Origin of the sequence: Halobacillus aidingensis, from assembly GCF_900104185.1 — a bacterium.
Lineage (GTDB): Bacteria > Bacillota > Bacilli > Bacillales > Halobacillaceae > Halobacillus > Halobacillus aidingensis.
In genome coordinates this window covers 258,376-284,053 of the sequence record NZ_FNIZ01000002.1, presented here as the reverse complement: position 1 = coordinate 284,053, position 25,678 = coordinate 258,376, and the positions used below count along the sequence as shown (strand labels likewise).

Sequence of the window (25,678 nt, the reverse complement as noted above, 5' to 3'; positions counted from 1 at the left end):
GCCTCCTTCAGCCATCAAGGAAATGGATGCGGATATGGGTTAAGATCCTCTGGAGTGAGATTCCGATCAGTATAACCAAGCTTTTTCGGCACCTCGAAAACTCTGTTCAACCCTTCAAGACGCCTGAGGTGATGTCCGAAAGTCATCGGCAGCATGCCCGGGATTATAACTTTGACGCAGTGCAGTCCATTCTTTTCTAATTCGGAAGTCGTCTGGTCGACAACGATGACATCCAAATTCAAATTTCGCAAAACTTCCAGAATCTCCTTTAAATCTTCGGTCAGATCAGGATGAGTCTGCTTCCGATGGAAAGCTTCTTCAAACGTTTGGAGAGGGCGGTCCTGATGCAGCAAAAAGCCGAGGCGTTCTTCTGCTTCAGGAAGTCCATACACCATCCCGTGATCATCCATTTTCTTCACAAGGAAAGAATCGTGAAGCATTTTCCTAAACGTCTCTTTATTCTTTTTGAATTCTTTATTTAAAGGCTCGATCATGCCGACACTTTCAAATACGGCACTTTTCACTGCTTTGACAGGATCCAGGTGGGCCCCGGCGGCACAGATCAGGTTCAAATCCCCCGAATCCGCCTTTCTGTTTTTGATGATGGTCAGAATACAAGGGATGCCGTGTTCCATCGTCGCGTTATATAAATAAAGGTCGTAGCCTGCGACCTCTTTCATCCGGTCGATCATCAAATGCAGTTCCTGATCACCGGATGAATATGGATCTATGCGCGGAAGAGGAAGTTCTGCATACCAGGACATGAGAAAAGAATCGCGCTCCAGGACTTCCATGATTCCATGGAAAACGGCTTCTTCCCTGCTTCCTCCGATGGCACATCCGTTGGAGGTTTCAAAAATGTACCCGCCCCCGCAGTCCATGCTGTAATAGGCAAGCCTTTCCGGCACTAAGATCGGCTTTTCCTGCAATAACGAATACCCCCACACCCAGTTCATTTTTTTATCCGGATGGTAGGGGGTGAAAGGAAAATCTTTTTTTGCATACTGTGCATCAGAGTGAATACCGACATCCAGAGGGTTAAGCGCTGAGCGTAGGTTGCTGTAACTGTCATACACACGCGTTCTTTTCCCTTTCGGATCCATTCCACAAAAGCGTTCCAAACCTTCCAGAATGGCGGTCCTTTCACTGGCAGCATAGGAATTCGTCCTCCCTGCCGATCCTTCATTGCCGTTCATGAGCGGAAGATTCACGATCACATCAGCGAACGGTGTCTCAAAATCGATCATTTTATGATTGAGAATTCCTGTACGCGGGTCGAGGTAATCCTTGGTCAGAAAGGTGCTTAAATCTTCCATCGACCTTGTTCGGTAACTGTCTTCCGTGATTTTCATACTCGGCATCATGGGGACCTCAGCAAGGTAAGGGGAATCCTCTACGACTCTGCCGCAATACAAACATTGGGAATCTGGTAAAAAGAGATGACGCGAGCTTTCCAATGTCTTCATATTGACCAGATGCACGGCCTGTTCTGTTAAGACGCGTTTCCCTTCGCTCCAACGCTGGACCTCATTTTTGATAAAGCACGTCATCTGCATGACCCCGTTCAGTGAAACCCATTCATCCTGTCTTGCCCGTGTATCCTCCACAAGTGTCTGTTGAATATTCCAGAGGTCTTCGCGATCGCTCGCTGTCATGATTCTTCTCAAATCCGCACACTGCGAACATCCCTCATCCCCCGGGCGCACAAACGGGCCGATGACTCCTTCACCAAAAGCAACAAAGCCTCTCAGCCAATCGATGCCATATTCCCTGGCGATTCTTTCTCCCATGAGAGAGGTCCCCGGATTCCAGCCGTCCTCTAATACAACAAGCAAATCCGTGTTATCCGGAACTTTTTTTTCAAAACTTGGGATACAGGCCACTTCATAATCCGCTTTCAGTTCCTTGACGACGCAATCAAGCAGAACGCCTTCGCCTACCGCCGTAATCAAAGCGCTCATTGGCTTTCCTCCTTATCCACCCATACCCCGTAAAGCTCGATCATCCCGTCCCTCTCGAAAGGATCCATGGAAATTTTGACGAAGGAAGGTTTGTTTCGTCGTTTTTCGAGCTGCGCGACTGCACTACGAAGGAGCTTTTGATTATCTTCCGCTTCCATAGAAGGAAGGTCAAAAACGTCTGGAGATTCATTTTCAAAATAGAGCTGAGAGCAAGAAAGGAAAGAATAAGCAGAGGGAAGGCCATGATTTTGCTGTTCCATGACGAGAAGGAGTAATGCCTCGCGGACAGCCAGTGTCTGATCCAGAGCGATCGTCCCCCGCCATTTGCTGTTGAGCGTTTTCACCCACACCACAGGAAATCCGAAACCATCTTCTGAAATGGCAAGTTCCGGTTCCTTATCCATCGTCTTGAGAACCTGCCAATAATAGCGGCAATGCTCATCTTCGATCTTGTTTAACGTAATCTTTCTTGCTTTTTTGACTTTGTGATGGTCCTGCATCATCCATACGTTTTCAACCGCTTTTTGCAAAGCCCTGAGGCAGGCTTCTGTTCGAGTTTCTCCGGCACCGATGTGGAAGGTATTTTCAGAAACCGTTTGCGGTTCCTCTGCATGAGGGTCAAAACTTTGTAAGATATCCCTTTTCAGAGGCTTCACATACGCTTCCACCCCCATGAGAGCCGCTTCCCGTCTTGCCTCTTCATGGGTTCTCCCACCGGCAATGATCTCTGGATTCAACTGCTGTGTCCGGACATGGACCACTTGAACGGCACATTGGGAAAGAGGGAGCTGTTCCAGGTCCTTTTCTTCCCAATGATGAAAGATTCCTAAAGGGCTTGCCGTTAACTCACTAAAATAGTACAGCCATTCGTTTTGGTCTTTCTTTTGAGTCGAGCCTTCTCCTCCAGGGTTCATTTTTTCCGTTGAAATACTCTTTGTAGCGAGTGGATGCGGTTTAAAAGGATGCCACCTTCCCTCAAGGGTTTCCAAGTTCATCAGATAGACGTGATTGGTCTGATGAGGCTCCTTGATTCCTGTCATTTTCTTGAACAGTTCAAATACCAGGATCGTGGAAAGCATGGATTGAGCAGGACTCGAAGCATTCAAGGACGGGGATCCGCTTTTCATATGATGGGGCAGGCTCCGCCAGGCCGATTCCCAAGCTTTGTCTGAAGCTTCATCTATATAGGGCCCTGCGATTCCATAATCTCCTAGAATCATAGCCGGAAGGAAGCCTTTCTTCTTTTCCAGACATTGGTTCATGATGCTCTGAAGCTCTTCCACCTTCCCTTCTTGAGATACGTAGAGAACCGCATCATAAGAATCGATCTCCTCAGCCCAGGAAAAGGACTCCTTTTCAACAAAGATATTCACCGATACGTCAGAGTCAATTTTTCTGGCTGCTGTTTCTAATTCCGATAACCGGTGTACGTTTGTCTTCTTGGGACCTGTGAGAAAGACAGAAACGTCCGCCAACCCAGATTGAAGCATAGCGGAAACAAGCCCGGTCACCATCGTCCCCTCACCGATGGCTAACACTTTTTTCTGACGAAACTGCTGAAAATGGTATGCAGGGGAAGCAACGAAACTTTCTAAGTATTCGATTTGAGACGCGAATGCTCCCACCACCTGCTCTCTCAAGTCGTGAGGCCGTACCTGACTGACATCTAAAAGGAATCCATTCTGATAAAGGGTGTCGATAATTTCATAAAGCCGTTCGCGATAAGGATTCGGTAGGCCGTCTGTCAGACTTTCCATAGAATGACTTCCGTTCAGCATCGGGATGAGTTTTTCAATCCATTGCTGGATCATCGGGCCTTCCATACGGAAAGAACCCGCATTGTTTCTGAAATAAACACGATCGGTCTCCGGCATAAAAAACGTGCCCTTTTTGACTTTCAAGCACATGGAAGGTTGGACCTTTGTCATGACGTTCCTCCTTGCCCGCTAAGGTGACTTCCTAACCGATTTTATGTATGCCGACACCGGAGTTATGCGTGGACAACACGGAAGAACCCCTGTCGGAATATCCAACAGGGGTGAGCATTCTCTTTTATTATATCCGTCCGGGTCGATGGATCAGCGTCCTCCGCAGCGACCCCCACAACGGGCGCATCCTGCACAACGAGCGCAGCCGCCGCATCCCGCACAGCGCGCACAACCGCCACATCCCGCGCAACGGGCGCAGCCTCCACATCCGCCACAACCAAAGCAACTGAAACAGCCGAAACATCCTCCGATTCCGAACCCAAGCCCCACACACAGACGTGCGTCATTCGAATAAACTTCCTGCTGCTGACTCGGGACCAACTGTTGAGCCCGATATTCACCGACGTCTAAGTTTTGAATTTGATTTTGAAACTCATTCACTTTGTTTCCCCTCCATCATTCCATCCTTTGTGCACAAAAAACAAAAAGCACTACGTTCACAACAACGTATGAAGAAAGCCTATATATTGTTACTGTTCAGGAAAGTGGCCGGTGCCTGCCCCCACCCTGTTAAAGTGATAACAAAGTGGCGGCAGAAGGTGATGAAAGATCATTCAAAATACCATTTATAATCGATCGTAATAGTGATTGACAAGTTCCACTAACCTGCTGCCTTCTTCAGCAGATACTGATTCAGACAATCTTGCGGCAGCAATAATTGGCGCCCATCGGAAAATTTCATCTTTGGAGAGGCCAGTTTTCTTACAATACAGCTCAATGTACATTTCTGCCCATTTTATTGAAACTTGTGAATATAAAAGGTACGTTCTATAAATATCAGCGCGAATATCCCCTGCACTTGCATCCACCCAATCGATGACAGCAGCTTCATTCCCTGATTGAATCAAATTAAAAAAATGAAAGTCCCCATGACAGAGTTTCTTCTCATATGTCATGGCATTCAACTGACCCAATAATTCCTTTTTCAGACTGAATTCCAAACGAGGGGCTTCTTTTATTTGTCGACTCAGTTTCTCTTGCATAGATTCCATAGAGTGTGCTTCGTGCTCATGAATGTTTTGCTGTAAATCTATAGAAAGATTCATATAATACTCCACCTGTTCCGGGTGTTGGGAGATGAGATGGCCCACCGTTTCGCCCTGAACATATTCCATGATCAGCGCTTGTCTGCCATCTACTTTTGTGACTTCAAGAACCTTTGGCACAAAAAGCCCGCAGTAATGAGCATACTTCTGTTTTTGAGCCTCGTTCACAGCTTCCGAATCCGGCAAATACTCTTTGAATATTTTGACAACCTTGTTTTTAAAAAGATACACCTCTGCTGTATTCCCTGCTGCAAATGGTGCGCCTAAATCAACAATATTCATACATGTACTCCTCTTATCACATTGCACTCCTCCTAATTCTGCAGTTCCCAATCAAACCACCGTCCATGGCCATCCGTTTCACCGATCGTCTGCGTCTTAAAGCTTCCCTTCAAATAGGAATCCACATGAAGCTTTCTTCTGTCATGGATATTGTTATAAATATGGAAGACGTCTCTTCCTTGTCCTATTTCCTCCACTTTTTGAAGAAGGTCTTCTTTTACATTCTCAGGCATTTGGTTGGCTACATGAGTATGATAGATACATAGAGTAGAGTTATGCGGAATATCCTCAGCAACGCGCGGAAGCAGGGCCACTCCATCACCTTCCATCATTGTAGGTGGGGACGTTCTAAACTGTCGGACGGCCGTTTCAAAGTTCCTTCTACGTTCTTCGTGCTCCGGCCATATGAGAGCTTTCAGCCATTGAACATCCTCTTCTTTTGTTAAATCACTGACATGGAGATCAACGCCTATCCGTTTTTCCACGGGAGGTGGTGATTTCATGACCTCCGGCGACAGTGTGCCTCGCCTTACTTTCGAATGGAGCTGGACGAGGGAGGATGGATTCCCGTAAATTTCATGATCTCCATAGGAATAACTGTATTTGTCCCACAGCAATTGTAGCCCGGCGCTTGTTCCGATCTCTATGAGGGAGAGAGGTTTCTTTGTCTGTTCGTGGATGGTGCAGAAAACAGGATAGAGATAGGCGCACCGGCGGACTTCGTTTGTCTGTACACGCTTCGTTTCAAGTATGGTGATGATGGCTTCTCTATTTTCTTTACAAAAGGATTGGAAGAAAGGGAAAGGGTTTTGAGTTAGATCAGGAGATTTCGTGAGGCTAGGGTAAAAGGTTTCCAGTTCATGATGATTTCCTTTCAGCAGCAAATAATGAACAGCACCGAAAAGCAGATTGGGGACGGGTTGTGATTCTCTTGTATGCCGGCATAGTTGCAGGATTTTCTCATCTTCAGCAATATGTAGAGATAACTGTTTATAAAGCTCACTTGAGCCTTCACACTCGTTCGTGGCGAAATCTTTAAATAAGTCCGCGATGGGTAATGTTTTCACACCATTTCCTCCTGTTAAAATAATATTTTTAAAATCCTGATTATGGAAAATGTTCTCTTTTAAAACATAACACATCCTTATTTCTTCAGAAAGAAATGCTTCCTGCAAAATATAAAAAAAGCCTGGAGGTCGATTCTCCAGGCTTTACGTCTTATCCATATATACTAACAGGCTCTTTTTGTTCCTTTTCCTGTCCAATCAAATCATAAGTAATCAGCGCAGGACGGTGGGTGCGTGGGTCGGTGACAATGGCTGCATCAATGTTGAACACACGTCTTAGAACAGAAGAAGTCATGACCTCATGAGCTGTTCCTTCCTTGATGATCTTGCCACCATTCAGCGCAACTAAATGATCGGCAAAACGTGCCGCGTGGTTCAAGTCGTGGAGCACCATCACAATCGTGCGGCCTTCTTCTTTGTTCAATTTTTCCAAAAGAGTGAGCACTTCAAGCTGGTGAGCGAGGTCCAGATAGGTCGTCGGTTCATCCAAAAGCAGTAAATCCGTGCCTTGTGCTAAAGCCATCGCGATCCATACCTTTTGACGCTGCCCACCGGATAAAGCGTCGATCGGACGTTCAGAAAATTGGAGGACCCCTGTTACTTCAAGCGCCCACTGAATAATATCACGGTCTTCGTCCGTCAATTTCCCGAATCCACGCTGGTGTGGGAAACGCCCGTAAGAAACGAGTTCATAAACCGTCAATCCACTCGGTGCCTGCGGAGTTTGGGGAAGAACCGCCATCTTCTTGGCAATCTGCTTGGTCGATTCTTTATGAATCGCTTTTCCGTCCAAATAGACAACCCCCGACTTCGGCTCAAGCAAGCGCGACATCGTTTTTAGTATCGTCGACTTCCCGCAGCCGTTCGGACCGATGATCGTCGTGATTTCGCCTTCAGGGATATGTAAGTTCAAATCTTCGACAATTTTCACTTCACCATAGGCAATGCCTAAGTCCTGCATGGACATTCTCACCATTGTTGTGCACCTCACCTTTTCTATTTGCATGCGCTTGCATGTTCTATATCCGTTCAAGTTAGATAGTAATAATCATTCTCAATTAATCGTATACGGAAATCATTTTTTCGTCAAGGAAGAACATGCAAAAAAAGAAGCCCTCTGGAAAAGGACTTCTTATCGTCTAGCTTATAGCTGTTCCCTGCATTAAGATCTTTGTGTTACAGAAAAATATTGGAACCAGAATCGAAATTCATCAAAAAATGTGTGTGGGGATATTTCGATATTATCGAAAAAATCCTCCAACTGCTCCTCCTCCACTTCATCCAGTAACCCTGTCACGTATAAAGGGGTTTGAAAACGGGTGTACATCTTTCCATGTCCGTAGGTTTCAAACACTTCCTGCATTTGTTCTTTCGTCATCCGTGTCCACTCCTTTATTCTAGAGTGGCACGAATACTCCAAATCTATTCTTTTTTACACATTAAATTTCTTTAAGTATATGACATTATTCTTGAAGACTTGATTCCGAGATGTTTGTGGGGTTCTAGGGGCTGCGGGAAAAGGTTCGCTTTCCATGGGGCGGGCGCTGAGCCTCCTCAGGCTACGCCTTCCGGGGTCTCAGCTGTCCCGCACAATCCCATAGGAGTCTCACCGTTTCCCTCCGCCCCTTTGCCATATGAGGTTCTCGAAATCCCTCTTATAGTACCCTGCCTAATTCTGTGGCAAAGTCCTGCCTAGTTTCCTTTACCTCCGCCAGCTCAGTCCAGTCCATACGCCGCTGATCAAGGCGCCTCCACACTTAAGGTAGGAGTCTCGCCATTCCCCTCCGTCCCTTGCCGTAAAAAATTCTCGAAACTACCTTCCAGGAACAAGCGCTTTTATGGTTAAGAATCCTATATCGACGTGGTTTATTCGATGTTGACTTATCGTACAGAAGCGAGGGAAGTCTTGAGTGGGTGGGGCTGCGGGGAATAGCTCGCTTTCCGCGGGAGCGCGGTGAGCCTCCTCGTGCTTCGCTCTGCGGGATCTCATCCTGCTCTCTTTTCCTCTTCGATATGCGGTTCCGGCGCCAGCGGCTAATGACAAAAGTCTCAAAACTGAGTCTTCTAGAATAGGGAGCTTATTTGATGGAAGAGAGATGCGTTATAATGGTAGGAAAGATATTTGAGGGGAGTTGGTGGAGGTGCCTGTCATTGTTCAGCGGACATTTATTAAAGCGCCAGTGGATGTGTGCTTTGATCTCGCGAGAAATGTGGATGTTCACACACAAACGACCAGCAAGACGAATGAAAAAGCGGTGGCTGGGGTGACGGAAGGTTTGATGGAAGAAGGAGACGAAGTGACGTGGGAAGCGACACACTTCGGGATCCGCCAACGACTGACGGCCCGGATCACAGAAATGGACCGGCCCCATCGTTTTGTTGATGTGATGGTCAAAGGAACTTTCCACTCGTTCACCCATACCCATGAGTTTTTCGAAAAAACAGAAGTTACAGTGATGGTGGACACGTTTGCCTATAAATCACCACTCGGCCCTCTTGGTATGCTCGCCGATCGGCTGTTTCTGGAGAAATATATGAGAAGCTTCATAGAACTTCGCGCCGCTGGATTGAAAAAAATGGCGGAAAAAGAAAAAGGCTCAGAGGTAAACTCTGAGCCTAAATGATTACGGAGTAAGGGTCAGGACATCGCCGTCCAGTTCTTCGGTGGATGTCAGGTGGTACTCCCCTTCCACCCAATCTTCCAGTTGATCATGGTACCAGTCACTCCTGAAATGGCCGGATTGTCCTGGTCCGACGACGTGGTACGCTTCGGTCGGATCATCCATGTCGATGACAAAACGCCACGATGCTCCGTGATTGACGAGACCTTCGCTGTTGAAACCAGCGGCACGAACAGTCACCCGGCTGCCACTGACTGGATGAGGATCGCCTGGGTTCAGGAATCGTTCCAGGAATCCGATGCTTGAGAGTGGATGAGTAAATTCGACAGCATGAGCATCTCCCCACTTCCATTTAGAAGGCTCTTCCCCGAATTCTTCCACCACTTCATCGATCGTCGCATGAAAGGCATTGGAAATCATAGGATTCATGCCTCCTGCTTTTTGAACCCACCGTGACTCTTCCCCCATACGCAGCAATTCATCGGTCGTCTGCCCGGAGCCTTTGAAAAACTTTTGAATATCCGCGGACAAATCTACATTGTAAAGCTCATCTTCAATGTTCGCCATCCAGCGATGGAAGATCAGAGGCTGGGCGAGCGCTCGGTCATCCTCCATATTCCACTCCTCCATTAAAGCGGTCATTTCTTTTTCAATCGTGGTTACAGGTTCGACATGATCAAGCAATAAAGGCAGAAACTCTTCCGCCTGGAGGTTTTTCACATCCATCTGCATCGATTGGAATTGTTCCGGCGTCAGCTCATTTTCCCCTTCGAGCATTTCGCTGATGCGTGCGTAACGATAAGGCTGTGCCCAATTGTGGCTGATATGGTAAGGGTAGTCATCTGTTGTAATTTTATTGTTCGCAGTCGCAATGAATCCTTCTTCCGGGTTGACCACTCGCGGCAGCTCATCAAAAGGAACGAACCCCTGCCACTCATCCTCAGACTCCCACCCCCGCATCGGAAGCAACGCATCATCCGGTTCATTATAAATCGGCACCTGGCCATTCGCCTTGTAGGCAATCGTTCCGTCTTTACTCGCAAAAACGAAATTCTGCGCGGGAACGAGGAATTTTTCCAACCCTTTTTCAAACGACTCCCAATCATCGGCGCGGTTCATTTCTAGGACCGCTTCCAGTTCGGTCGTCGCATCAAGAGCGGTCCATCGTAACGAGAGCAGCGTATCTTTTCCAGACTCCCCCGCGTAATCACTGATTACAGGTCCGTGACGGGTCTCTACGACCTCGAGCTCAACAGGCTCACCGTCTTTCACATCAATCGTTTCTGTGAACACATCCGCTTCTTCCCATTCGTCTTCATATAAAAATTGGTGCGGATTCTTGGGATTCCTTTTTTCTAAGTATAACTGCTGCACATCAGGCCCGACGTTCGTCACCCCCCAGGCGATATTGTCGTTATGTCCGAGGATGATGCCGGGGATGCCTGCAAAAATTACTCCGGAAACGTTGTAGCCGGGAGCTTCGAGGTGCATCTGGTACCAGATCGATGGTGTCGCCATTCCGAGGTGCGGGTCATCAGCGAGCATCGGAGATCCGGAAGCCGTACGATCTCCACTCACGACCCAGTTGTTGCTGCCATTGAATTCGTTCGTAATGATGACATCGGCAAAGCTTTTTTCAATATCGACCGCGTCCGTTTCTGCAAGGACTGTCGGGGCATCTTCCGGATACGTCGGGAAAAGTTCATACGCTTCCTCTTCAGAAAAATTCTGCATGAGATAATAGTTGAACGCCTGCCGCTCCCAGTGGCCGCCAAGGTCAAACGCCATGTATTTTCCGATCGTCAACGAATCGAGCGGTGTCCACGGTTCCGGGTCGATATTCATCATCGCAAACTCCGGAGGCAGCGGTTCGTTATTTATGAACGCATTAACCCCTTCCGCAAACGCCTCAAGCCGTTCGACGGCTTCGTCTGAATAAACCGCCAGCGATTTTTCTGCGGCCCGTCTCAGACCGAGCGTCCGGAAATAACGGTCCTGATCGACCGTCGCCTCCCCGACCACTTCACTCAACCGGCCCGAGGCCTGCCTGCGCGCAAGTTCCATTTGAAATAGCCGATCCTGTGCCTGCACATAGCCTTGGGCGCGAAAGACATCGAGTTCGTTTTCAGCCTGAATATGAGGCACACCCTGATCGTCCCTTGTCACGGTCACGGAAGCTTCCAGTCCGGCAAGTGATGCATCCCCGTCGGTCTCGGGCAAACTCCTTAAGGTGTAAGCGTTTACAAAAATCGCAGCACTAACGATCAATAACACGATGATTCCAAGCGTCAGCCAGGTTGCCTTTTTCCACCGTGGCCTTTTCTTTTTTTGTGGATCGATCTGTCGAGCTGTCTCCATTCCCCCACCTCCAAAACTTTTCTTCATTATATCTCATTTTCGAGAAAATAGATTAAAAAATTTTCGAAACGGGTATGGAACGAATGTGCTTGACTTTGGAGGTGTAAAAATGGAAAAAATCAAAATTAGTGATACATCCATGGAAGCGAGCCGCATCGGCCTTGGCACATGGGCGATTGGCGGTTGGATGTGGGGAGGCACGGATGAAGAACAATCCGTTAAAACGATCCACTCTGCGCTTGACCAGGGCATCAACTTGATCGATACCGCACCTGCTTATGGGTTCGGACGCTCAGAAGAAATCATCGGAAAAGCCGTCGAACAATATGGGCGACGTGAAGACCTTCTGCTTGCGACGAAAGTGGGCATCGACTGGAACGAAGACTCCGTGTTCCGTAATGCCAGCAAAGAGCGCATCCATAAAGAAGTCGAAGATTCACTGAAACGATTGAAAACCGATTACATCGATATTTACCAGGTCCACTGGCCGGATCCGATCACACCGATCCACGAAACAGCGGAAGCTCTATCTTACTTGTACAAACAAGGGAAAATCCGCGCCATCGGTGTCAGTAACTTTTCACCAGAACAAATGGACATCTTCCGTGAAGCAGCACCGCTGCACACGTTACAGCCGCCGTACAACCTGTTCGAACGGGACATCGAGTCGAAAACACTGCCTTACGTCCAGGATCATAACATCACGACCATTTCCTACGGCTCTTTATGCCGTGGACTGTTGTCAGGAAAAATGTCCACAAAACGTGAGTTTGAAGGCGACGACTTGAGAAACAATGATCCAAAATTCCAACAGCCACGCTTCAAGCAGTACTTGAACGCTGTAAACGAACTCGAACAGCTCGCTGAAAACCGTTTTGGCAAAAGCGTCTTACAGCTCGCCATCCGCTGGGTGCTTGACCAGCCAGGCTCCGGCATCGCCCTCATGGGAGGCCGCCGTCCTGATCAGCTCAACCCGATTGACGGCGTAGACAGCTTTACGATCGATGAAGAAACACGACACGACATTGATGAAATTTTGCTGAAACACGTGAATGATCCCGTGGGGCCGGAGTTCATGGCTCCCCCTGATCGTCAGGAACTAGGATTAAAATAAGAATTTTGGGCGGACCCTCTCTCTTAGGAGGGTCCGTTTTTACGTTTGAGGACATTGAAAGGTTGAACGAGCATAGAAAACTAGAAACCCATAAAAGTTTAGAAACTTTTATTCTCGTCAATCGTATAAAGGAAAGAATCAGAAACTCAGGAGGTACACGTTTATGGATATACTTATTTGGGTGATCATCATCGCCTGCTTCATCGCTAGTTTTGCAAGCGTCATTTTTCCAATCATACCGGCACCGCTCGTGCTGTGGATCGGATTCCTTGCTTATGCGTTTTTCATCAATGGCAGCGGACTTTCGGTCTTCTTCTGGATCGGAGCGGTTGTCTTAACCATACTGCTCATCGTATCTGACATTATTGCCAACAGCTACTTCGTGAAAAAATACGGTGGAAGCAAATGGGGCGAGCGATCAGCGGCGATCGGTGTCATCATTGGATCGTTCATTATTCCGCCGTTCGGCATCATCGTCATTCCATTCGTGCTCGTCATCGTTGTGGAACTTGTGCAGAAACGATCGTCGGAAGAGGCCTTTAAAGCAGCCATCGGCTCTCTGTTTGGCTTTCTCAGCGGAACGGTTGCGAAGATCATCATTCAGGCGATTCTCATTATCTGGTTTTTCTTTGACATTTAAACGCGATAGAAAAAATCTCAGAGTTCATGGCTCTGAGATTTTTTTGTTTCTTTTTTTACGCGTTAAGTTCATCGTATTCGGACCGGTCACGATCATTGGGCGCATCCTTCGTCACATAGGTGCCGCCGATAAAATCATGGACCCCTCTTTTATCTTCCCTTAGTCCGACCATGAAGGCGCTGACGACGAGAGCGATCCCGAACGTCACAAAGTACAATAACCCCCCGACAAGCTCACGTAAGACGATATTGATAAAAGTAACATCTGAACCATCGGTTTTGACAATTCTGTTTCCCAATGCTCTTCTGCCAAGCGTATAACCATACCATATCGGCGGCAGAAGAAGGGCATAAAAAATCGACAATACATCGATAACTGTGAAACTTTCCCGAACAACGAACTCACCCGTTATGACTCCGAAAAAGCCAGCCAAAATGAACCCATCTAAAAACCTTGCTCCGACTCTGTTCCAAAAACCAGCTGGATTTTCCAGGTTCCATCCCCCCATGACCATTCCTGTTGCTACTTTTGTTCTACCTATGTATATGTACTCATTATTATGGATGATATTGGTATTTTCAAACGAGAACGCTTTTGTGAAAAGTGCCACAATAGTGAAGATCATCATCCAAGCCTTTCTAAATTTTATGCTTTCCATTTAGTGATAAATGAAAAAAATCCCAGAGGTTGTTTCTCTGAGATTTTTCATGCCCATCGTTTCGCTCATTTTTTCTCTCTCTGCTGTTCTTTAATCAGGACTTTCAGTAAGGATTTGGTTTCCTCAACATCTGCTTGTTGCTTTTTTAACAATTTCTCCATATAGCTCACTTGGAAAACAAGATATAAAAAGAGCACAAAACCCATGATTACCCATAAAATCCCCATATTCCCCCTCCTACAACGGCCTTCGTCACTTGCCAAAACAAGTATAGCAAGCACCATCCAGGAGTGACAATCATTTAGTGGACATACGCTTATTTCATGAAACGTCTTTTTCCTCAGACTTATTCCTATCCTCGCTCTTTTCCTTAGATAAGAACCAGCCGCCAACAGCAATCAACAATAGAATCGACCAGAACGTGATTTTCCATGGAGCGCTTTTCGCAAAACCTTCGGATAAAAACGCGATTTCCGGGTGGGCCATCGTATAGACGGCAAGCTTGACGCCTACCCAGCCAACGATCATGTAAGCCGCTGTCTCAAGACCCTGACGGCGGTCAAGCAATCCGACAAAATAGCTGGCAGCAAACCGCATGATGACAAGACCGATGATTCCTCCCGCAAGAATGACAGCAAAGTGGCCGCCATCCAACCCTCCGACTTGAGGGAGACTTGTCAACGGTAAGGTTACGGCTAAGGCAACTGCCGCAAGAATGGAATCGACCGCGAAGGCAATATCAGCAAGCTCCACTTTTATAACCGTAGCCCAAAAACCGGACCCCTTTTCGGCTAGGGTTTTGGCTGTTTTCACCTTAGGTTTCAAGACGTGTTTTTTCAACAAATGATAAGCGGCAATACCGATAAGATATAGGGCTCCGATCGCTTGAACCTGCCATATGTTGACGAGGTAAGAAATGAGGAACAGGGAACCGAAACGGAACAAAAAGGCACCGGCTAACCCGTAAAATAAGGCTTTCTTTCTCTTTTCCTCAGGAAGATGTTTCACCATCGTCGCGATAACAAGCGCATTATCCGCAGCAAGAATCCCTTCAAGACCGATCAAAATCAACAACACCCAGCTGTATTCCATAACTAAACCGAAGTCCATCTTCTTTACTCCTTATTTTTTAAGTTTTTTAGTTTACGACGATCTCATCATGATCAAAACTTTTAGCATTGTTTTCATAGACCAGCCGCGTCTGCAGTTTATAAGATTTCCCCTCTGATAATAGAGGAAGATTTCGCGGCAGTTCATAGCGGAAGGGATACTCATCATACCCTCCCGCTTCCATTGTCCGTGTCATGAGGACAGTGGTGACCGGCTCTACCAATAGAGGCTTCCTCCCCCGCTCAACGACGACCAAATCGCATTCGAGACGCTTGATGTTCTGCTTTCTCCAACTTCCAGAGAGTTGAAAGATTCCTGACAAAACATAGGGATCCTCTCCTTTTGAGTCCAGAACTAGATCCACCTTCGGCTTACCGCCCCATAATCCATTCATCCATTTCGTTAACAATGAAAATCCCTCCTATGAATATAAAAAAACCTTTACCAACAGATGGTAAAGGTTTTTGAGAGTTCTTCATCATATCCCTTCACCATCATGGCAAAGGTCTCGCGAACAACGTTACGTTGCCAGGTATGCCGGAGGCCGGATGGGCCACGTAATGACGACATAACTGTAAGCTACTCCCCTTTGGAGTTATATAAGCTCTATTGAGCACAGTTTTCACTCGCTGACTGTAACTCAATCATAATGAGTTTTCAGAAAAATGTCAATTCTTTTTTTCTTCTTTTTCAAGCTTTTTGTATGGTTTCGATATGGCAGGGGGCGCTGCCACCGAGAGCCAATAATGGGTAAGAAGCTAGTCTCTACCCAGCGGTGTTGTATGGCGCGAATCCTTATCGGTGGGTTTTAACCTTTTATCAGTGGGTTTCGAGATTTTATCGGCGACTTCCGGGCTTTTATCGGTGGGTTTCGCACATTTATCGGTGACTTTACTGACTTTATCAGTAAGATCCCCAGCGAGCTTAGTTAAAAAGAGGGTGAAGCCATTATGGCTTCACCCTCTACGTTTGTTACCTTCCCATGCCCTTCAGAAAATGGAGGAGCATCGTGATGCTGCGGTTGATTTCCGGGTCCTTCAACGCTTTGGCAAGGTCCAGGAACGACGTCTTGTCGGTCGTCCCTTCTCCTTCCATCGCTTCCAGACCGTGATTCAATCGTGAACTCAGCTCACGGATGCCGCTTACATTGATCTCTCCTAACAGGAAGACGAGTTCAGGCAGGTTGCGCAGCAAAGGTTCGTATTGATCTTTATCGATTTCTTTCACAACGTTCGCTAAGGCTTCATCTTTCGCTTTGACAAAAGCGGTCACAGAATCCAGGGTTCCTCCGTTGTCGAGCGCCTTCAGCAATTCAATCCCCTTCAAAAGAGAATCTTTGTTGTCGGCGACGGCTTCTTTCACTTCGCGGACATCCTGCTCGATCTGGTCTTCCCTTGATACTTCATACCTTTTGATTTTCGTAATGGCTTTGGCCATCATCGTCCCCCCTTGCCTGGGAATATATAATCTTCACGCTTCCATTTTTCCTGTACTTTGACACCTTTTTGCGGAACAGGATTCCCGCGGCGGTGGTTGTTGTGCGGAATCGGGGATTTGCCTTTTTTCTTCAACACTTTCATCTTCACCGCGATTTCCTTATATGCTGGTGTATCCGTATCTTTATCCACACGGTTATCTGTCAAATAGTTGATGGCTGACTTGCCATTGTCATTCAGTGGCAGGAACAGTTCATTGCCACGGACACGGTCGGTGACAGTAACGGTTCCTGTCGCTTCTCCCGATTCTGAGATCAGCTTCACTTCTGCTCCTTCTTCAATTCCACGTTCTTTCGCAAGCTCTTGTGACACTTCAACAAAAGCATTCGGTGTCTTCCGTCTAATTCCTTCAGATTTATATGTCATGTTTCCTTCGTGGAAGTGCTCGAGCAGACGCCCGTTATTCACATGCAGGTCGTATTCTTCATCCGTATCATACATCAGCTCATACGTCAGTGGGTACAGCTTCGCTTTTTTATCTTCAAAAGGAAATCCTTCCGTGAACAAGAGCGGCTGATCGGATCCGTCTTCTGCGACCGGCCATTGCAGGGACTTGTACCCTTCAAGACGATCGTAATGGACACCCGCAAACAACGGTGCAAGGCCTGCTGCTTCGTGCATGATTTCAGATGGATGCTGGTAGTTCCAGTCACGGCCCAGTTCTTTTGCGATCAGTTGAATGATCTGCCAGTCCGGCTTCGTTCCTTTAAGTGGCTCGAAACTCTGATACAGACGCTGGATGCGGCGTTCGGTATTCGTAAATGTACCTTCTTTTTCAAGACTAGGAGATGCCGGCAGCACAACATCCGCGTATTCAGCGGTTTTTGTTAAGAAAAGATCCTGTACGATGAACAAATCTAACTTTTCGAAAGCTGCCGTTACGTAGTTAATGTTGGAATCGACAACCCCTGTGTCCTCACCCATGACGTACATCATGGAAAGCTCATCATTATGGATCGCCTCGATCATTTCGTGGTTATCCATACCCGGCTCTTTCGGAATCGTCGCATCCCACGCTTTTTCATAACGGGCGCGGACGTCATCATCTGAAGTCGCTTCATAACCAGGGAAGAAGTTCGGCATGCTTCCGAAATCACTGCATCCCTGCACGTTATTGTGGCCGCGGAGTGGATAAGCCCCTGTTCCCGGTTTGCCGTAGTTTCCGGTGATGAGAAGCAGGTTACTGATGGCTGTACTCGTATCACTTCCGAGCATATGCTGCGTGACACCCATCGCCCAGCATATGGCAACAGATTCCGAATGGGCGATTTCTTTCGCGACATCCTTCAATTCCTGTTCAGGGATGCCGGTCAACTCGGAGGCATAGGCCATCGTGAACGGCTCCAAGCTTTCGCGGTATGCGTCAAAATCATTGACCCATTCCTCAAGGAAGCTCTTATCTTCCCAACCTTGGTCAAGAATGTACTTCGCAACAGCGGAAAGCCAGACGAGATCCGTACCTGTCTTCGGCTGGTAAAAGCGGTCGGCGCGTTTCGCCATTTCGTGCTTTCTCAAATCAAAGACGAAGAGTTTCTGCCCGAACAGCTTTTGGGAACGTTTAATTCTAGAAGCTAAAACTGGATGGGATTCTGCCGTATTCGATCCAATCGTTAAGACCAGTTTACTTGCGGCGATATCATCGATCGATCCGGAGTCTCCCCCATATCCGACTGTACGGAACAATCCTTTCGTCGCTGGTGCCTGACAGTAACGGGAGCAGTTATCGACGTTATTCGTCCCGATAACTTGACGGGCCAATTTCTGCATCACATAGGATTCTTCGTTCGTCGCTTTCGATGAAGAAATGAATGCCAGGTGGTCCGCGCCTTTTTCTTCCTTGATCTCTGTCATACGATCAGCGACATGGGCGATCGCTTCGTCCCATTCGACTTCTTCAAAATGGTCGCCACGACGGATGAGCGGCTTTTGCAGACGTTCTTCACTATTGACGTAGTCCCAGCCGAACTTCCCTTTTATACATGTCGAAATCCCATTCGCCGGAGATTCGGCGCTCGGTTCGACTTTAAGGATTTCTCTTCCTTTCGTCCATACGTCGAAGGAACAGCCGACACCACAGTACGTGCAGACCGTTTTTTCCTTTTGGATGACTTCTTCGCGCATCGCTGCTTCCGTATCAGATACAGCGAAAAGCGGACCATAGCCCGTCTCTACTTTTTTCGTTAAATTGATCATCGACTTCAAAAGCCCAGGCTCGGTGTCGGTTAAGAATCCGGCATCGCCTTCCATCCCTTTTTCCATCATGGCGTTACAAGGACAGACGGTGGAACACTGCCCGCAGTTGACGCAGGACGATTCGTCGATCGGCACATCATTATCCCAGATGACACGTGGTTCCTTGCGATCCCAGTCGATCGTCAGTGTTTCGTTCACCTGGACGTCCTGACAGACCTCGACGCAGCGACCGCAGAGGATACACTGATCCGGGTCATAGCGGTAAAAAGAACCGGAGTCGTCCTTTTCATAACTCGTCGGCTGAAACGGACGGGACTGATGCTCTAGTCCAAACTCCGCCATCGTATTGTGAATCTCACACGAGCCGTTGTTGTAATCACAAACTGTGCAGTACAATTCGTGTTTTTCCAAAATGCGGTCCAACGACTCCTTCTGTGCTTTATGTACATGAGGAAGTTTCGTTTGGACTTTCATCCCTGCTTTCACACTCGTGCCGCATGCGCGCGTCAGTTCGCCATCGACCTGGACGATACACGTATCACACGTCTGGATCGGACCCAGCGATTCGTTGTAGCAGATTTGCGGCACCTGTTCTTCCGCCTCGTTCATCAGTTGAAGCAGATTCTGCCCCGGTTCAGCCAAAAATTCTTTTCCGTTGATCGTCACTACCGTGTGTTCATTCAATCGTTACTCCTCCTCCACTGGCTGCAGCAATACGCCTCGGATGAGTGTACACATTCATCCGCTCCCCCCGTAAAAATCCGACAGCCGTAATGTTCAAATCATCCGCAAGCTGAAGGGCTAAATCTGTCGGTGCCGATTTGGACAACAGGACACCAAACCCCATTTTCGATATTTTCAAAAGGACTTCTGATGAAATCCTGCCTGTAAATAAAATGATCTTCCCTTTTCTGCTTACGTTTTCTTTCAATAAAAAACCATACAATTTGTCCAGCGCGTTATGACGGCCGATGTCCGCATACGCTTTCACTATTCCATCTTCTGTGGCTATGGCTGCCTGGTGCACCCCGCCCGTCCGTTGGAACATGCCCGCCTGGGACTGGAACTCTTCCATCAATTTGTAGCAGACATCAGGATCGAAGGTACTTTCATCCATGGCTGTACGGGCTGTCGCCGCATCGCTTTGAAAATAAAACGCCCGGCTTTTCCCACAGCAGGATCCCAGCCACCTTTTTTGACCGCTTTGTATCTGTGGAAGGCTCTTCACTGTTTCCACATAAGCGAACCCACGGTCTTCATCGATGGTCATCTCCTTGATTTCCTTCACATTCCGAATCAGACCTTCGGATGCGAGGAATCCGATGACCATTTCCTCTTTGTCCATCGGAGTGCAGACCATCGTCGCGAATTCTTCCCCGTTGACGGTCACCGTGAGTGGATACTCGATAGCGACTTCATCTTCTTCAGAGGACCATTCTCTCTCTCGAAATCTATGAATCTGCCACGACCTCGTCCCCAATTTTTTACCCCCTTACCAATCGTTCCCTAACTTATTCCCGTTCTTTCGACAAAACAAACACCTGCCATTGGAAAAGTTGGACAGGTGCCTGGGTGATTATTCTCTTTAATATTTTCTCTTTTCGTGTCCATTTCCCTTTTTTGCTGGCGTTTATAATTACAATTAATGGGAAGGTAACAAATAAAATAAACTTATGAAAAGTGGTGATGGCAATGAATGTACTAGAAACCCTATTTCAAATCATTCGAAAAATCCGCGGCATTATTTTATCGATCGTTCTCATTTTCATCGTTCTATTCGCGCTCTTTATTGCGGCAGGATACATCACTTCCCTCTTCAACTGATGTGAAAGCTTGCCTTTTTCTAAATTGAAAATAGAAGAATAGCAGCCAAACACCTCCAATGATTCCGATCCCCCCTCCCCACAAACCAAGGGTGCGGGCACTGAACACATCTAAAAACCAACCGGAGGCAAACATCATGAGCCCAAGCTGAACGTTAGTCCATGATTCCATCCAACCGAAAACACGCCCCTGATCTTCGGCTTTCATATTTTTCATGAGAAAAGCATCCAGCAGAGCGCCCCATACACCACCGATCAAGGCGATCGATACGAACGTCATCCACAAACCAGGAAAATTGGCCATACGGCTGGCGAGCAGATGGAGCATCCCTTCGACGATAAGGAGAGCCAGACATAACGGGAGACCATAGGTTTTAATCTTACTAGAAAAAAAGAAACTGGCCACCAGCCCTGTGCCGAGAGCTCCATATAAGAAACCGACGCCAAGTTCGCCAAGATGAAACGTTTCGGCCCCATATACACTGATTAAGACATTGAACGCCCCATCCATCGTAGCGCCGACAAGCTGAATGACAACAACAAAAATCATCCACCCTTCCCAATGGACGCGTTTTTTCGTTTCTTCTTTTTCAAAATGGCTGCTCGATAGAGGTCGCTTTAGAGGGAGAACCAGTACAGCTGCCGCAACAAAAGAAAGGCCGTTAAGCCAAAAGGCGAATGAAGTTCCGAAGACATATGCGACCACGCCACCTGTAATGGAGCCGGCGATCAAAACGACTCCAAGCAGCAGCTGCTCCCAGCCATTCACCTTCACCAAATCCTCTTTTTCTACAATCGTAGCAATCAAGCTTTTCCGTACCGGCTGATAAACAGCCTCCCCGCAAGCCAGGACGAACATCGCCGTGAAGACGAGCCACACCATCTCCTTCGTATCCACCAGCAAAAAACTGAGGGCAAACGGAATCCTGAACACGTCTGTCAGCACAAGCAGCCACTTTTTGTGAAAACGATCGGCCAGCCTTCCTCCGAGCGGGGATAACAGCAAGTAGGGAACCACCCTTAACCCAAGAGCCGCTCCTACCGCCAACCCTGAACCGGTCAGTTGTAAAAGAAGCGTCAAAACCGCTACCTGACTGAAGCGGTCACCGATCCCATTGACGATCCCTGAATAAAACAGATAACGATAAGAATGCGTGCGTATCATACAAACCACAACCAGTTAGATATACATCTAATTAGATTTTCAAAAAAAGAAGCCATGTCGTCACCTTTGGACGACGACCGGCCACATTTCCACAGGGTTCAGCTCATACTGATTGTTTTCCCTGTACATGAACTGCTGCATGATCCATTCCCGTCTGACGGTCGCAAAATCATCGAAGAATGTTTTGATATATTCATTGACCTCTTTCTCGTCATAGGTTTTTCCATGTTCAAACCATTGGACAAAATAAGAAAGAATGACGTTTTTCTTCTTCAGCTGGCTTGGCATCTGTTTCAGTTTCCCTTCCACCGTGACAAAATTTTTAATGATTTTCGCCTGATCTTTTGCATCTACTTTCAATTCTTCGGCTACCACTCGTTCACCATCTCCAATCCTTAATATAGCGGTCGTCATGAATTCCAAATTCTGTTCATTCAAATAAAAATAAATCGTATTTTTATCCCTTCTCGAGTAGACCGCCCCTGTATCTTTCAGCTTCTTCAAATGATGGGTAATTGTCGGCGGGCGCAATCCCAGCTTCCCTGCGATTGCCTGGCCGTGCAGAGGTCCCTTTCGTAAAAGTGCGATGATCCTTAACCGTGTCGGATCTCCCACCGCTTTATGAAACGCGACCATTTTTTCTAATTGCATCTTTCCACCCCACTAATTAAATGTATATCTAATTAAACATTAATCTAATTAGTTGAAAATGTCAATAACGACAAGTCCCATGGAATTGGAAGAATCCTAATATCTAAACGATTTGTATAATTTTTCTAGTTTTGAAATAATGGAGCTTAAGATCTAGGTTTGGAAAAATGAGAATAAAGTTCAAATGTGCTGGAGAGGAGCATTTTATGAAAAAGCAATTTTTCTTGTTTTTATTAGTTGTACATGTATTTTATATCGCGCATGCCCTTTTTGATTTCGGACTAAGGATGTCCATGGAGTGGAACATTTTGCTCGGTTTTATATTCATCACGAGCCTTTTCTATTCCAGCATCCATCTTTTACGATCCAAAAAGCACCCTCTATTGAGCGTTTCCGTCTTGTCACTAAGCTTAGCTTCACTCGGTTGGTTTACGTTTATTAACTTCCTCTCCATTGTGATGGGATAACTGAATCATTGGAGAAGGAGGAAGTGAATGGAGAAGGTTCTAAAATGTCGGTTTGATTATAGATGATTCCACTATTTCCCATCAAAAAAAAGCACCCCATACCGGGTGCTTTTCGTTATCCCAACCACTATAAATCTTCCACCAGAATATAGGCCGCTTTTACAGGTCCGTGAACACCGACGATCAAGTTCATTTCAATATCCGCACTGTTGCTCGGTCCTGTAATAAAACTGACGCATGACGAAACAGGGTTCCCTTTCTGTTCCTGTTCATGAATCACCCGCGCTGCCTGCGTCATTCTCGGTACCAACGTACTTTTCGGAATGATGGCGATAAACGTTTCCGGGAGAAGGCTGATGGATCTACCGTTATGTTTATCGTTGAAAAGGGTCACCGTCCCGGATTCTGCAAGGGTGATGTCACTGAAGACGATCCCGACGCCTGCCTGTTCGGCAAAGGTTACGTCGCCTTCTTGGTCATTCCAAATGCGAAAGTCGAAGCCTTCTTCCCGTAGCTCATCATAAATACCGGGCAACCCAAATTCATCCAACCTCGGACCTCCTGCGCTGATGACTTTCCTGGAACCTTCAAACGAAGCGAGCACTTTTTGTAAGGAGTCACCAAGAGCAGCGCGTGTTGTTCGATCGAAGGATGTATGAATGACGCTGCATTGGGCTTCCAACTTTTCGATCAGTTCGTCCTGGGTGGCTCCTTGGAAAACACGGTCCTGCGGCTGTACGGAATACACGGGAGCTTGCACTTCTGTACGCCGCTCCCGGCCAAGATTCTCGGCGACACGATCAAGAAACGATGTCCGATTATGAACGGTCATGCTTCTCCCCTCCTTTTTTCTCGTTGTTTGTACCATTCCCGGAAGTTCTTCTTCGCGGGGGCAGGAAAATCGCGGCTCTCCGTCCATCCTTTCAGCGGTCCCGGACCTTTTTCGATCTGCTCGTCTTTCGTCCACGGTTTCATCGCTGTTCTCGCCATTTTCGTACTCATTTTATAGGCAGCAGGTGTGGATGCCCATTTGGCGAATCCTTTCATCATCCATTCTTCAGACTTCGCCCCCCTTTGTTCCCGTTCAACGATGATTTCGCGGTGCCGGATCAAATGTTCATGAAGCGGAATCTTCACAGGACATGCCTCTGTGCAGGCGGCGCACAGCGTAGATGCATAAGGCAGATCTTTGTGGTCTTCGTACCCGTCGAGGAGTGGTGTTAAGACAGCACCGATTGGACCGGGATAGATGGAACCGTAAGAGTGGCCGCCCACATGCCGGTACACCGGGCAGGCATTGATACAGGCGGCACAGCGAATGCAATGCAGCGCAGACTGAAATTCTGTCCCTAGAATTTTCAAACGTCCGTTATCGACAATGACGAGATGGAAATCCTCCGGCCCGTCTGTTTCGTCTTCTAACCTTGTTCCTGTAAGTGCCGTGATGTAACTCGTCAGTTTTTGGCCAACGGCCGCTCTCGTAAGTAAGCTGACCACGACTTCAAGCTCTTCCCACGTGGGAACGACGCGCTCCATGCCCATGACGGCAATGTGGGTATCAGGAAGGGAAGTGACCATGCGGGCGTTTCCTTCATTCGTTACAAGCGTGACCGCTCCGGATTCAGCGACAGCGAAGTTACATCCCGTCACACCGAGGTCTGCTTCCAGAAAATCTTTTCGGAGCTGTTCGCGGGCAAAGGCGGCCAGTTCTTCGGGCTGATCGGTTTTCGTATAGCCCTTTTTATTCGCAAACGTTTCGCGGATCTGCTCTTTATTTTTATGAAGGGCAGGGGTGACGATGTGGGACGGGGGATCTTCATCGAGCTGCAAGATCCACTCCCCTAGATCTGATTCCACCACTTCACAGCCGCTCTTTTCCAAGGCTTCATTCAAGCCGATTTCTTCTGTGACCATCGACTTTGATTTCACAACTTTACGTGCCTGCTTTTTCTTCGCGACTTCCTGGACGTAAGCGTTCGCTTCCTCAGCGGTTTCTGCAAAAAATACCGTTCCGCCTCGCTTTTCCACTTGTTCGCTCAGCTGATGCAAATAGTAGTCCAGGTTTTCCATCGTATGATGACGGATTTCTTCGCCAAGCGTCCGCCAATCTTCCCAATCGCCGAGTTCTTCGGCCGCTTTCAAACGTCCGCTTCGGAAACGGCCCTGAGCCGAAGATACGGCTTGTCTCATAAAACTATTTTCGATCCCGGCCTGAATCCGTTCGGCATACGGCTTATCCCCGATTTTAATTCCCATGTGATTTCTCCTTTCTTATTGGCTGTTCAGCACTTGAGCGATGTGCAGTACTTTCACATCCTGTTTGTTCCGGCTCATGCATCCACCCATATTCATCAGGCAGCCCATATCACCGCCAATGAGATATTCAGCCCCGGTTTCATCGATATGCTGGGCTTTTTCATCCACCATTTGACCAGACACGGCCGCATTTTTCACAGCGAACGTGCCCCCGAACCCACAGCAATCTTCCTTCATCGGAAGCTCGATCAAATGCAACCCTTCTACGTTTTCCAGTAAAATTCTTGGCGCATCCTTCACTCCTAAAAGACGTGTCATATGACAGGACGGATGATACGTCGCTGTCCCTTGAAACGTCGACTTCACATCCTCCACGTGCAAAACTTCTACTAAAAACTGCGTCAGTTCATATGTTTTCTCCGCGACAGCCTGTGCTCGTTCGCGCCACTCCGGTTCATCCTTCAACGCATGTGGATACTCCTTGATCATCTGCACGCAGGAACCGGATGGGCCGACCACGTATTGTGATGCTTCAAAGGCTCGGATCATTTGTTTCATCGCTTTGATCGCTTCTTGCTTGTATCCACTGTTGAATGCCGGTTGGCCGCAACAGGTCTGGTTGGCAGGAAAATCCACGTCACATCCGTAGCGTTCGAGCAGTTGGACCGTGTCTTTCCCGACGTCTGGTGTGAACGTATCGCAAAGACAGGTAATAAATAATGAAACCTTCATAAGGGTATATCCTCCTTTTTACACATAAGGTCATCAGATGACTTAACATT

The 25,678-nt window shown here is 47.4% G+C and carries 24 protein-coding genes; 4 read left to right on the top strand and 20 right to left on the bottom strand.

The window, feature by feature from the left end; genetic code table 11:
* Positions 1-14 precede the first annotated feature (14 nt).
* From BLS23_RS03200 to BLS23_RS03170, 7 genes are all read right to left on the bottom strand, one after another.
* On the bottom strand, positions 15-1,961 hold the full coding sequence (locus tag BLS23_RS03200) for a TOMM precursor leader peptide-binding protein (protein ID WP_089651080.1): 1,947 nt from the start codon (positions 1,959-1,961) through the stop codon (positions 15-17).
* Positions 1,958-3,889, bottom strand: a complete 1,932-nt coding sequence (locus BLS23_RS03195; RefSeq protein WP_089651079.1) for a hypothetical protein — start codon at positions 3,887-3,889, stop codon at positions 1,958-1,960. Before BLS23_RS03195 ends, BLS23_RS03200 begins: the two co-directional genes overlap by 4 nt.
* Positions 3,890-3,951: 62 nt before the next feature.
* A complete protein-coding gene (locus BLS23_RS21905; protein ID WP_208599156.1) occupies positions 3,952-4,119 on the bottom strand; it encodes a hypothetical protein in 168 nt (55 codons plus the stop codon).
* Between the two features lie 396 nt (positions 4,120-4,515).
* Positions 4,516-5,277, bottom strand: coding sequence for a phosphotransferase family protein (locus BLS23_RS03185; protein WP_089651077.1), 762 nt, complete (start codon positions 5,275-5,277; stop codon positions 4,516-4,518).
* Positions 5,278-5,309: 32 nt separating this feature from the next.
* The gene (locus BLS23_RS03180) at positions 5,310-6,344 is read right to left on the bottom strand and encodes a DUF2332 domain-containing protein (RefSeq protein ID WP_244157048.1); all 1,035 of its coding nucleotides are present in this window, start codon (positions 6,342-6,344) and stop codon (positions 5,310-5,312) included.
* Positions 6,345-6,495: 151 nt separating this feature from the next.
* Positions 6,496-7,320, bottom strand: coding sequence for an ABC transporter ATP-binding protein (locus tag BLS23_RS03175; RefSeq protein WP_089651076.1), 825 nt, complete (start codon positions 7,318-7,320; stop codon positions 6,496-6,498).
* Positions 7,321-7,506: 186 nt separating this feature from the next.
* Complete coding sequence (locus tag BLS23_RS03170) at positions 7,507-7,722, bottom strand: hypothetical protein (RefSeq protein WP_089651075.1); 216 nt, start codon at positions 7,720-7,722, stop codon at positions 7,507-7,509.
* Positions 7,723-8,485: 763 nt separating this feature from the next.
* On the opposite strand from BLS23_RS03170, the gene BLS23_RS03165 reads away from it, so the two are divergent.
* Positions 8,486-8,968: an SRPBCC family protein gene (locus tag BLS23_RS03165; protein WP_089651074.1), complete on the top strand. Its 483-nt coding sequence runs from the start codon at positions 8,486-8,488 to the stop codon at positions 8,966-8,968.
* On the opposite strand, the gene BLS23_RS03160 is transcribed toward BLS23_RS03165, so the two are convergent.
* Positions 8,969-11,323 carry a penicillin acylase family protein gene (locus BLS23_RS03160; RefSeq protein ID WP_089651073.1) on the bottom strand — a complete coding sequence of 785 codons (2,355 nt, stop codon included), beginning with the start codon at positions 11,321-11,323 and terminating at the stop codon, positions 8,969-8,971.
* Between the two features lie 109 nt (positions 11,324-11,432).
* Here BLS23_RS03160 and BLS23_RS03155 point away from each other — a divergent pair, with 109 nt between their 5' ends.
* Positions 11,433-12,437 carry an aldo/keto reductase gene (locus BLS23_RS03155; protein ID WP_089651072.1) on the top strand — a complete coding sequence of 335 codons (1,005 nt, stop codon included), beginning with the start codon at positions 11,433-11,435 and terminating at the stop codon, positions 12,435-12,437.
* A 163-nt stretch (positions 12,438-12,600) separates the two neighbouring features.
* Entirely contained in the window at positions 12,601-13,077 is a 477-nt protein-coding gene (locus BLS23_RS03150; RefSeq protein WP_089651071.1) for a DUF456 domain-containing protein, read from the top strand.
* Between the two features lie 55 nt (positions 13,078-13,132).
* Here the strand turns inward: BLS23_RS03150 and BLS23_RS03145 are convergent, their stop codons facing one another.
* The 9 genes from BLS23_RS03145 to BLS23_RS03110 form a co-directional block, all read right to left on the bottom strand.
* Positions 13,133-13,585 (bottom strand): RDD family protein, encoded by a 453-nt coding sequence (locus BLS23_RS03145; RefSeq protein WP_089651135.1) that lies wholly within the window; start codon positions 13,583-13,585, stop codon positions 13,133-13,135.
* A 215-nt stretch (positions 13,586-13,800) separates the two neighbouring features.
* A complete protein-coding gene (locus BLS23_RS21660) occupies positions 13,801-13,962 on the bottom strand; it encodes a hypothetical protein (protein WP_167355993.1) in 162 nt (53 codons plus the stop codon).
* A gap of 94 nt (positions 13,963-14,056) precedes the next feature.
* A complete protein-coding gene (locus BLS23_RS03140) occupies positions 14,057-14,845 on the bottom strand; it encodes a TerC family protein (RefSeq protein WP_089651070.1) in 789 nt (262 codons plus the stop codon).
* Positions 14,846-14,873: 28 nt separating this feature from the next.
* Positions 14,874-15,254, bottom strand: a complete 381-nt coding sequence (locus BLS23_RS03135; protein WP_244157047.1) for a sporulation protein — start codon at positions 15,252-15,254, stop codon at positions 14,874-14,876.
* A gap of 563 nt (positions 15,255-15,817) precedes the next feature.
* Entirely contained in the window at positions 15,818-16,282 is a 465-nt protein-coding gene (locus BLS23_RS03130; RefSeq protein WP_089651069.1) for a helical membrane plugin domain-containing protein, read from the bottom strand.
* Positions 16,282-19,218: a formate dehydrogenase subunit alpha gene (gene fdhF / locus BLS23_RS03125; protein WP_089651068.1), complete on the bottom strand. Its 2,937-nt coding sequence runs from the start codon at positions 19,216-19,218 to the stop codon at positions 16,282-16,284. Before fdhF ends, BLS23_RS03130 begins: the two co-directional genes overlap by 1 nt.
* Positions 19,211-20,014, bottom strand: coding sequence for a formate dehydrogenase accessory sulfurtransferase FdhD (gene fdhD / locus BLS23_RS03120; protein WP_089651067.1), 804 nt, complete (start codon positions 20,012-20,014; stop codon positions 19,211-19,213). Before fdhD ends, fdhF begins: the two co-directional genes overlap by 8 nt.
* A gap of 293 nt (positions 20,015-20,307) precedes the next feature.
* Positions 20,308-21,522 carry an MFS transporter gene (locus BLS23_RS03115; RefSeq protein ID WP_089651066.1) on the bottom strand — a complete coding sequence of 405 codons (1,215 nt, stop codon included), beginning with the start codon at positions 21,520-21,522 and terminating at the stop codon, positions 20,308-20,310.
* Between the two features lie 60 nt (positions 21,523-21,582).
* Positions 21,583-22,173 carry a DUF2087 domain-containing protein gene (locus tag BLS23_RS03110; protein WP_089651065.1) on the bottom strand — a complete coding sequence of 197 codons (591 nt, stop codon included), beginning with the start codon at positions 22,171-22,173 and terminating at the stop codon, positions 21,583-21,585.
* 206 nt (positions 22,174-22,379) lie between these two features.
* Here BLS23_RS03110 and BLS23_RS03105 point away from each other — a divergent pair, with 206 nt between their 5' ends.
* Positions 22,380-22,640 (top strand): hypothetical protein, encoded by a 261-nt coding sequence (locus tag BLS23_RS03105; RefSeq protein WP_089651064.1) that lies wholly within the window; start codon positions 22,380-22,382, stop codon positions 22,638-22,640.
* Positions 22,641-22,767: 127 nt separating this feature from the next.
* Here BLS23_RS03105 and BLS23_RS03100 read toward each other — a convergent pair whose 3' ends face one another.
* Genes BLS23_RS03100 through BLS23_RS03090 form a run of 3 tightly spaced genes read right to left on the bottom strand, consistent with a single transcriptional unit; the run spans position 22,768 to position 25,628 of the window.
* The gene (locus BLS23_RS03100; RefSeq protein ID WP_089651063.1) at positions 22,768-23,472 is read right to left on the bottom strand and encodes a LutC/YkgG family protein; all 705 of its coding nucleotides are present in this window, start codon (positions 23,470-23,472) and stop codon (positions 22,768-22,770) included.
* Positions 23,469-24,896 (bottom strand): LutB/LldF family L-lactate oxidation iron-sulfur protein, encoded by a 1,428-nt coding sequence (locus tag BLS23_RS03095; protein WP_089651062.1) that lies wholly within the window; start codon positions 24,894-24,896, stop codon positions 23,469-23,471. The genes BLS23_RS03100 and BLS23_RS03095 overlap by 4 nt, the downstream gene beginning before the upstream one ends.
* Positions 24,897-24,911: 15 nt before the next feature.
* The gene (locus BLS23_RS03090; protein WP_089651061.1) at positions 24,912-25,628 is read right to left on the bottom strand and encodes a (Fe-S)-binding protein; all 717 of its coding nucleotides are present in this window, start codon (positions 25,626-25,628) and stop codon (positions 24,912-24,914) included.
* Positions 25,629-25,678: the final 50 nt, after the last annotated feature.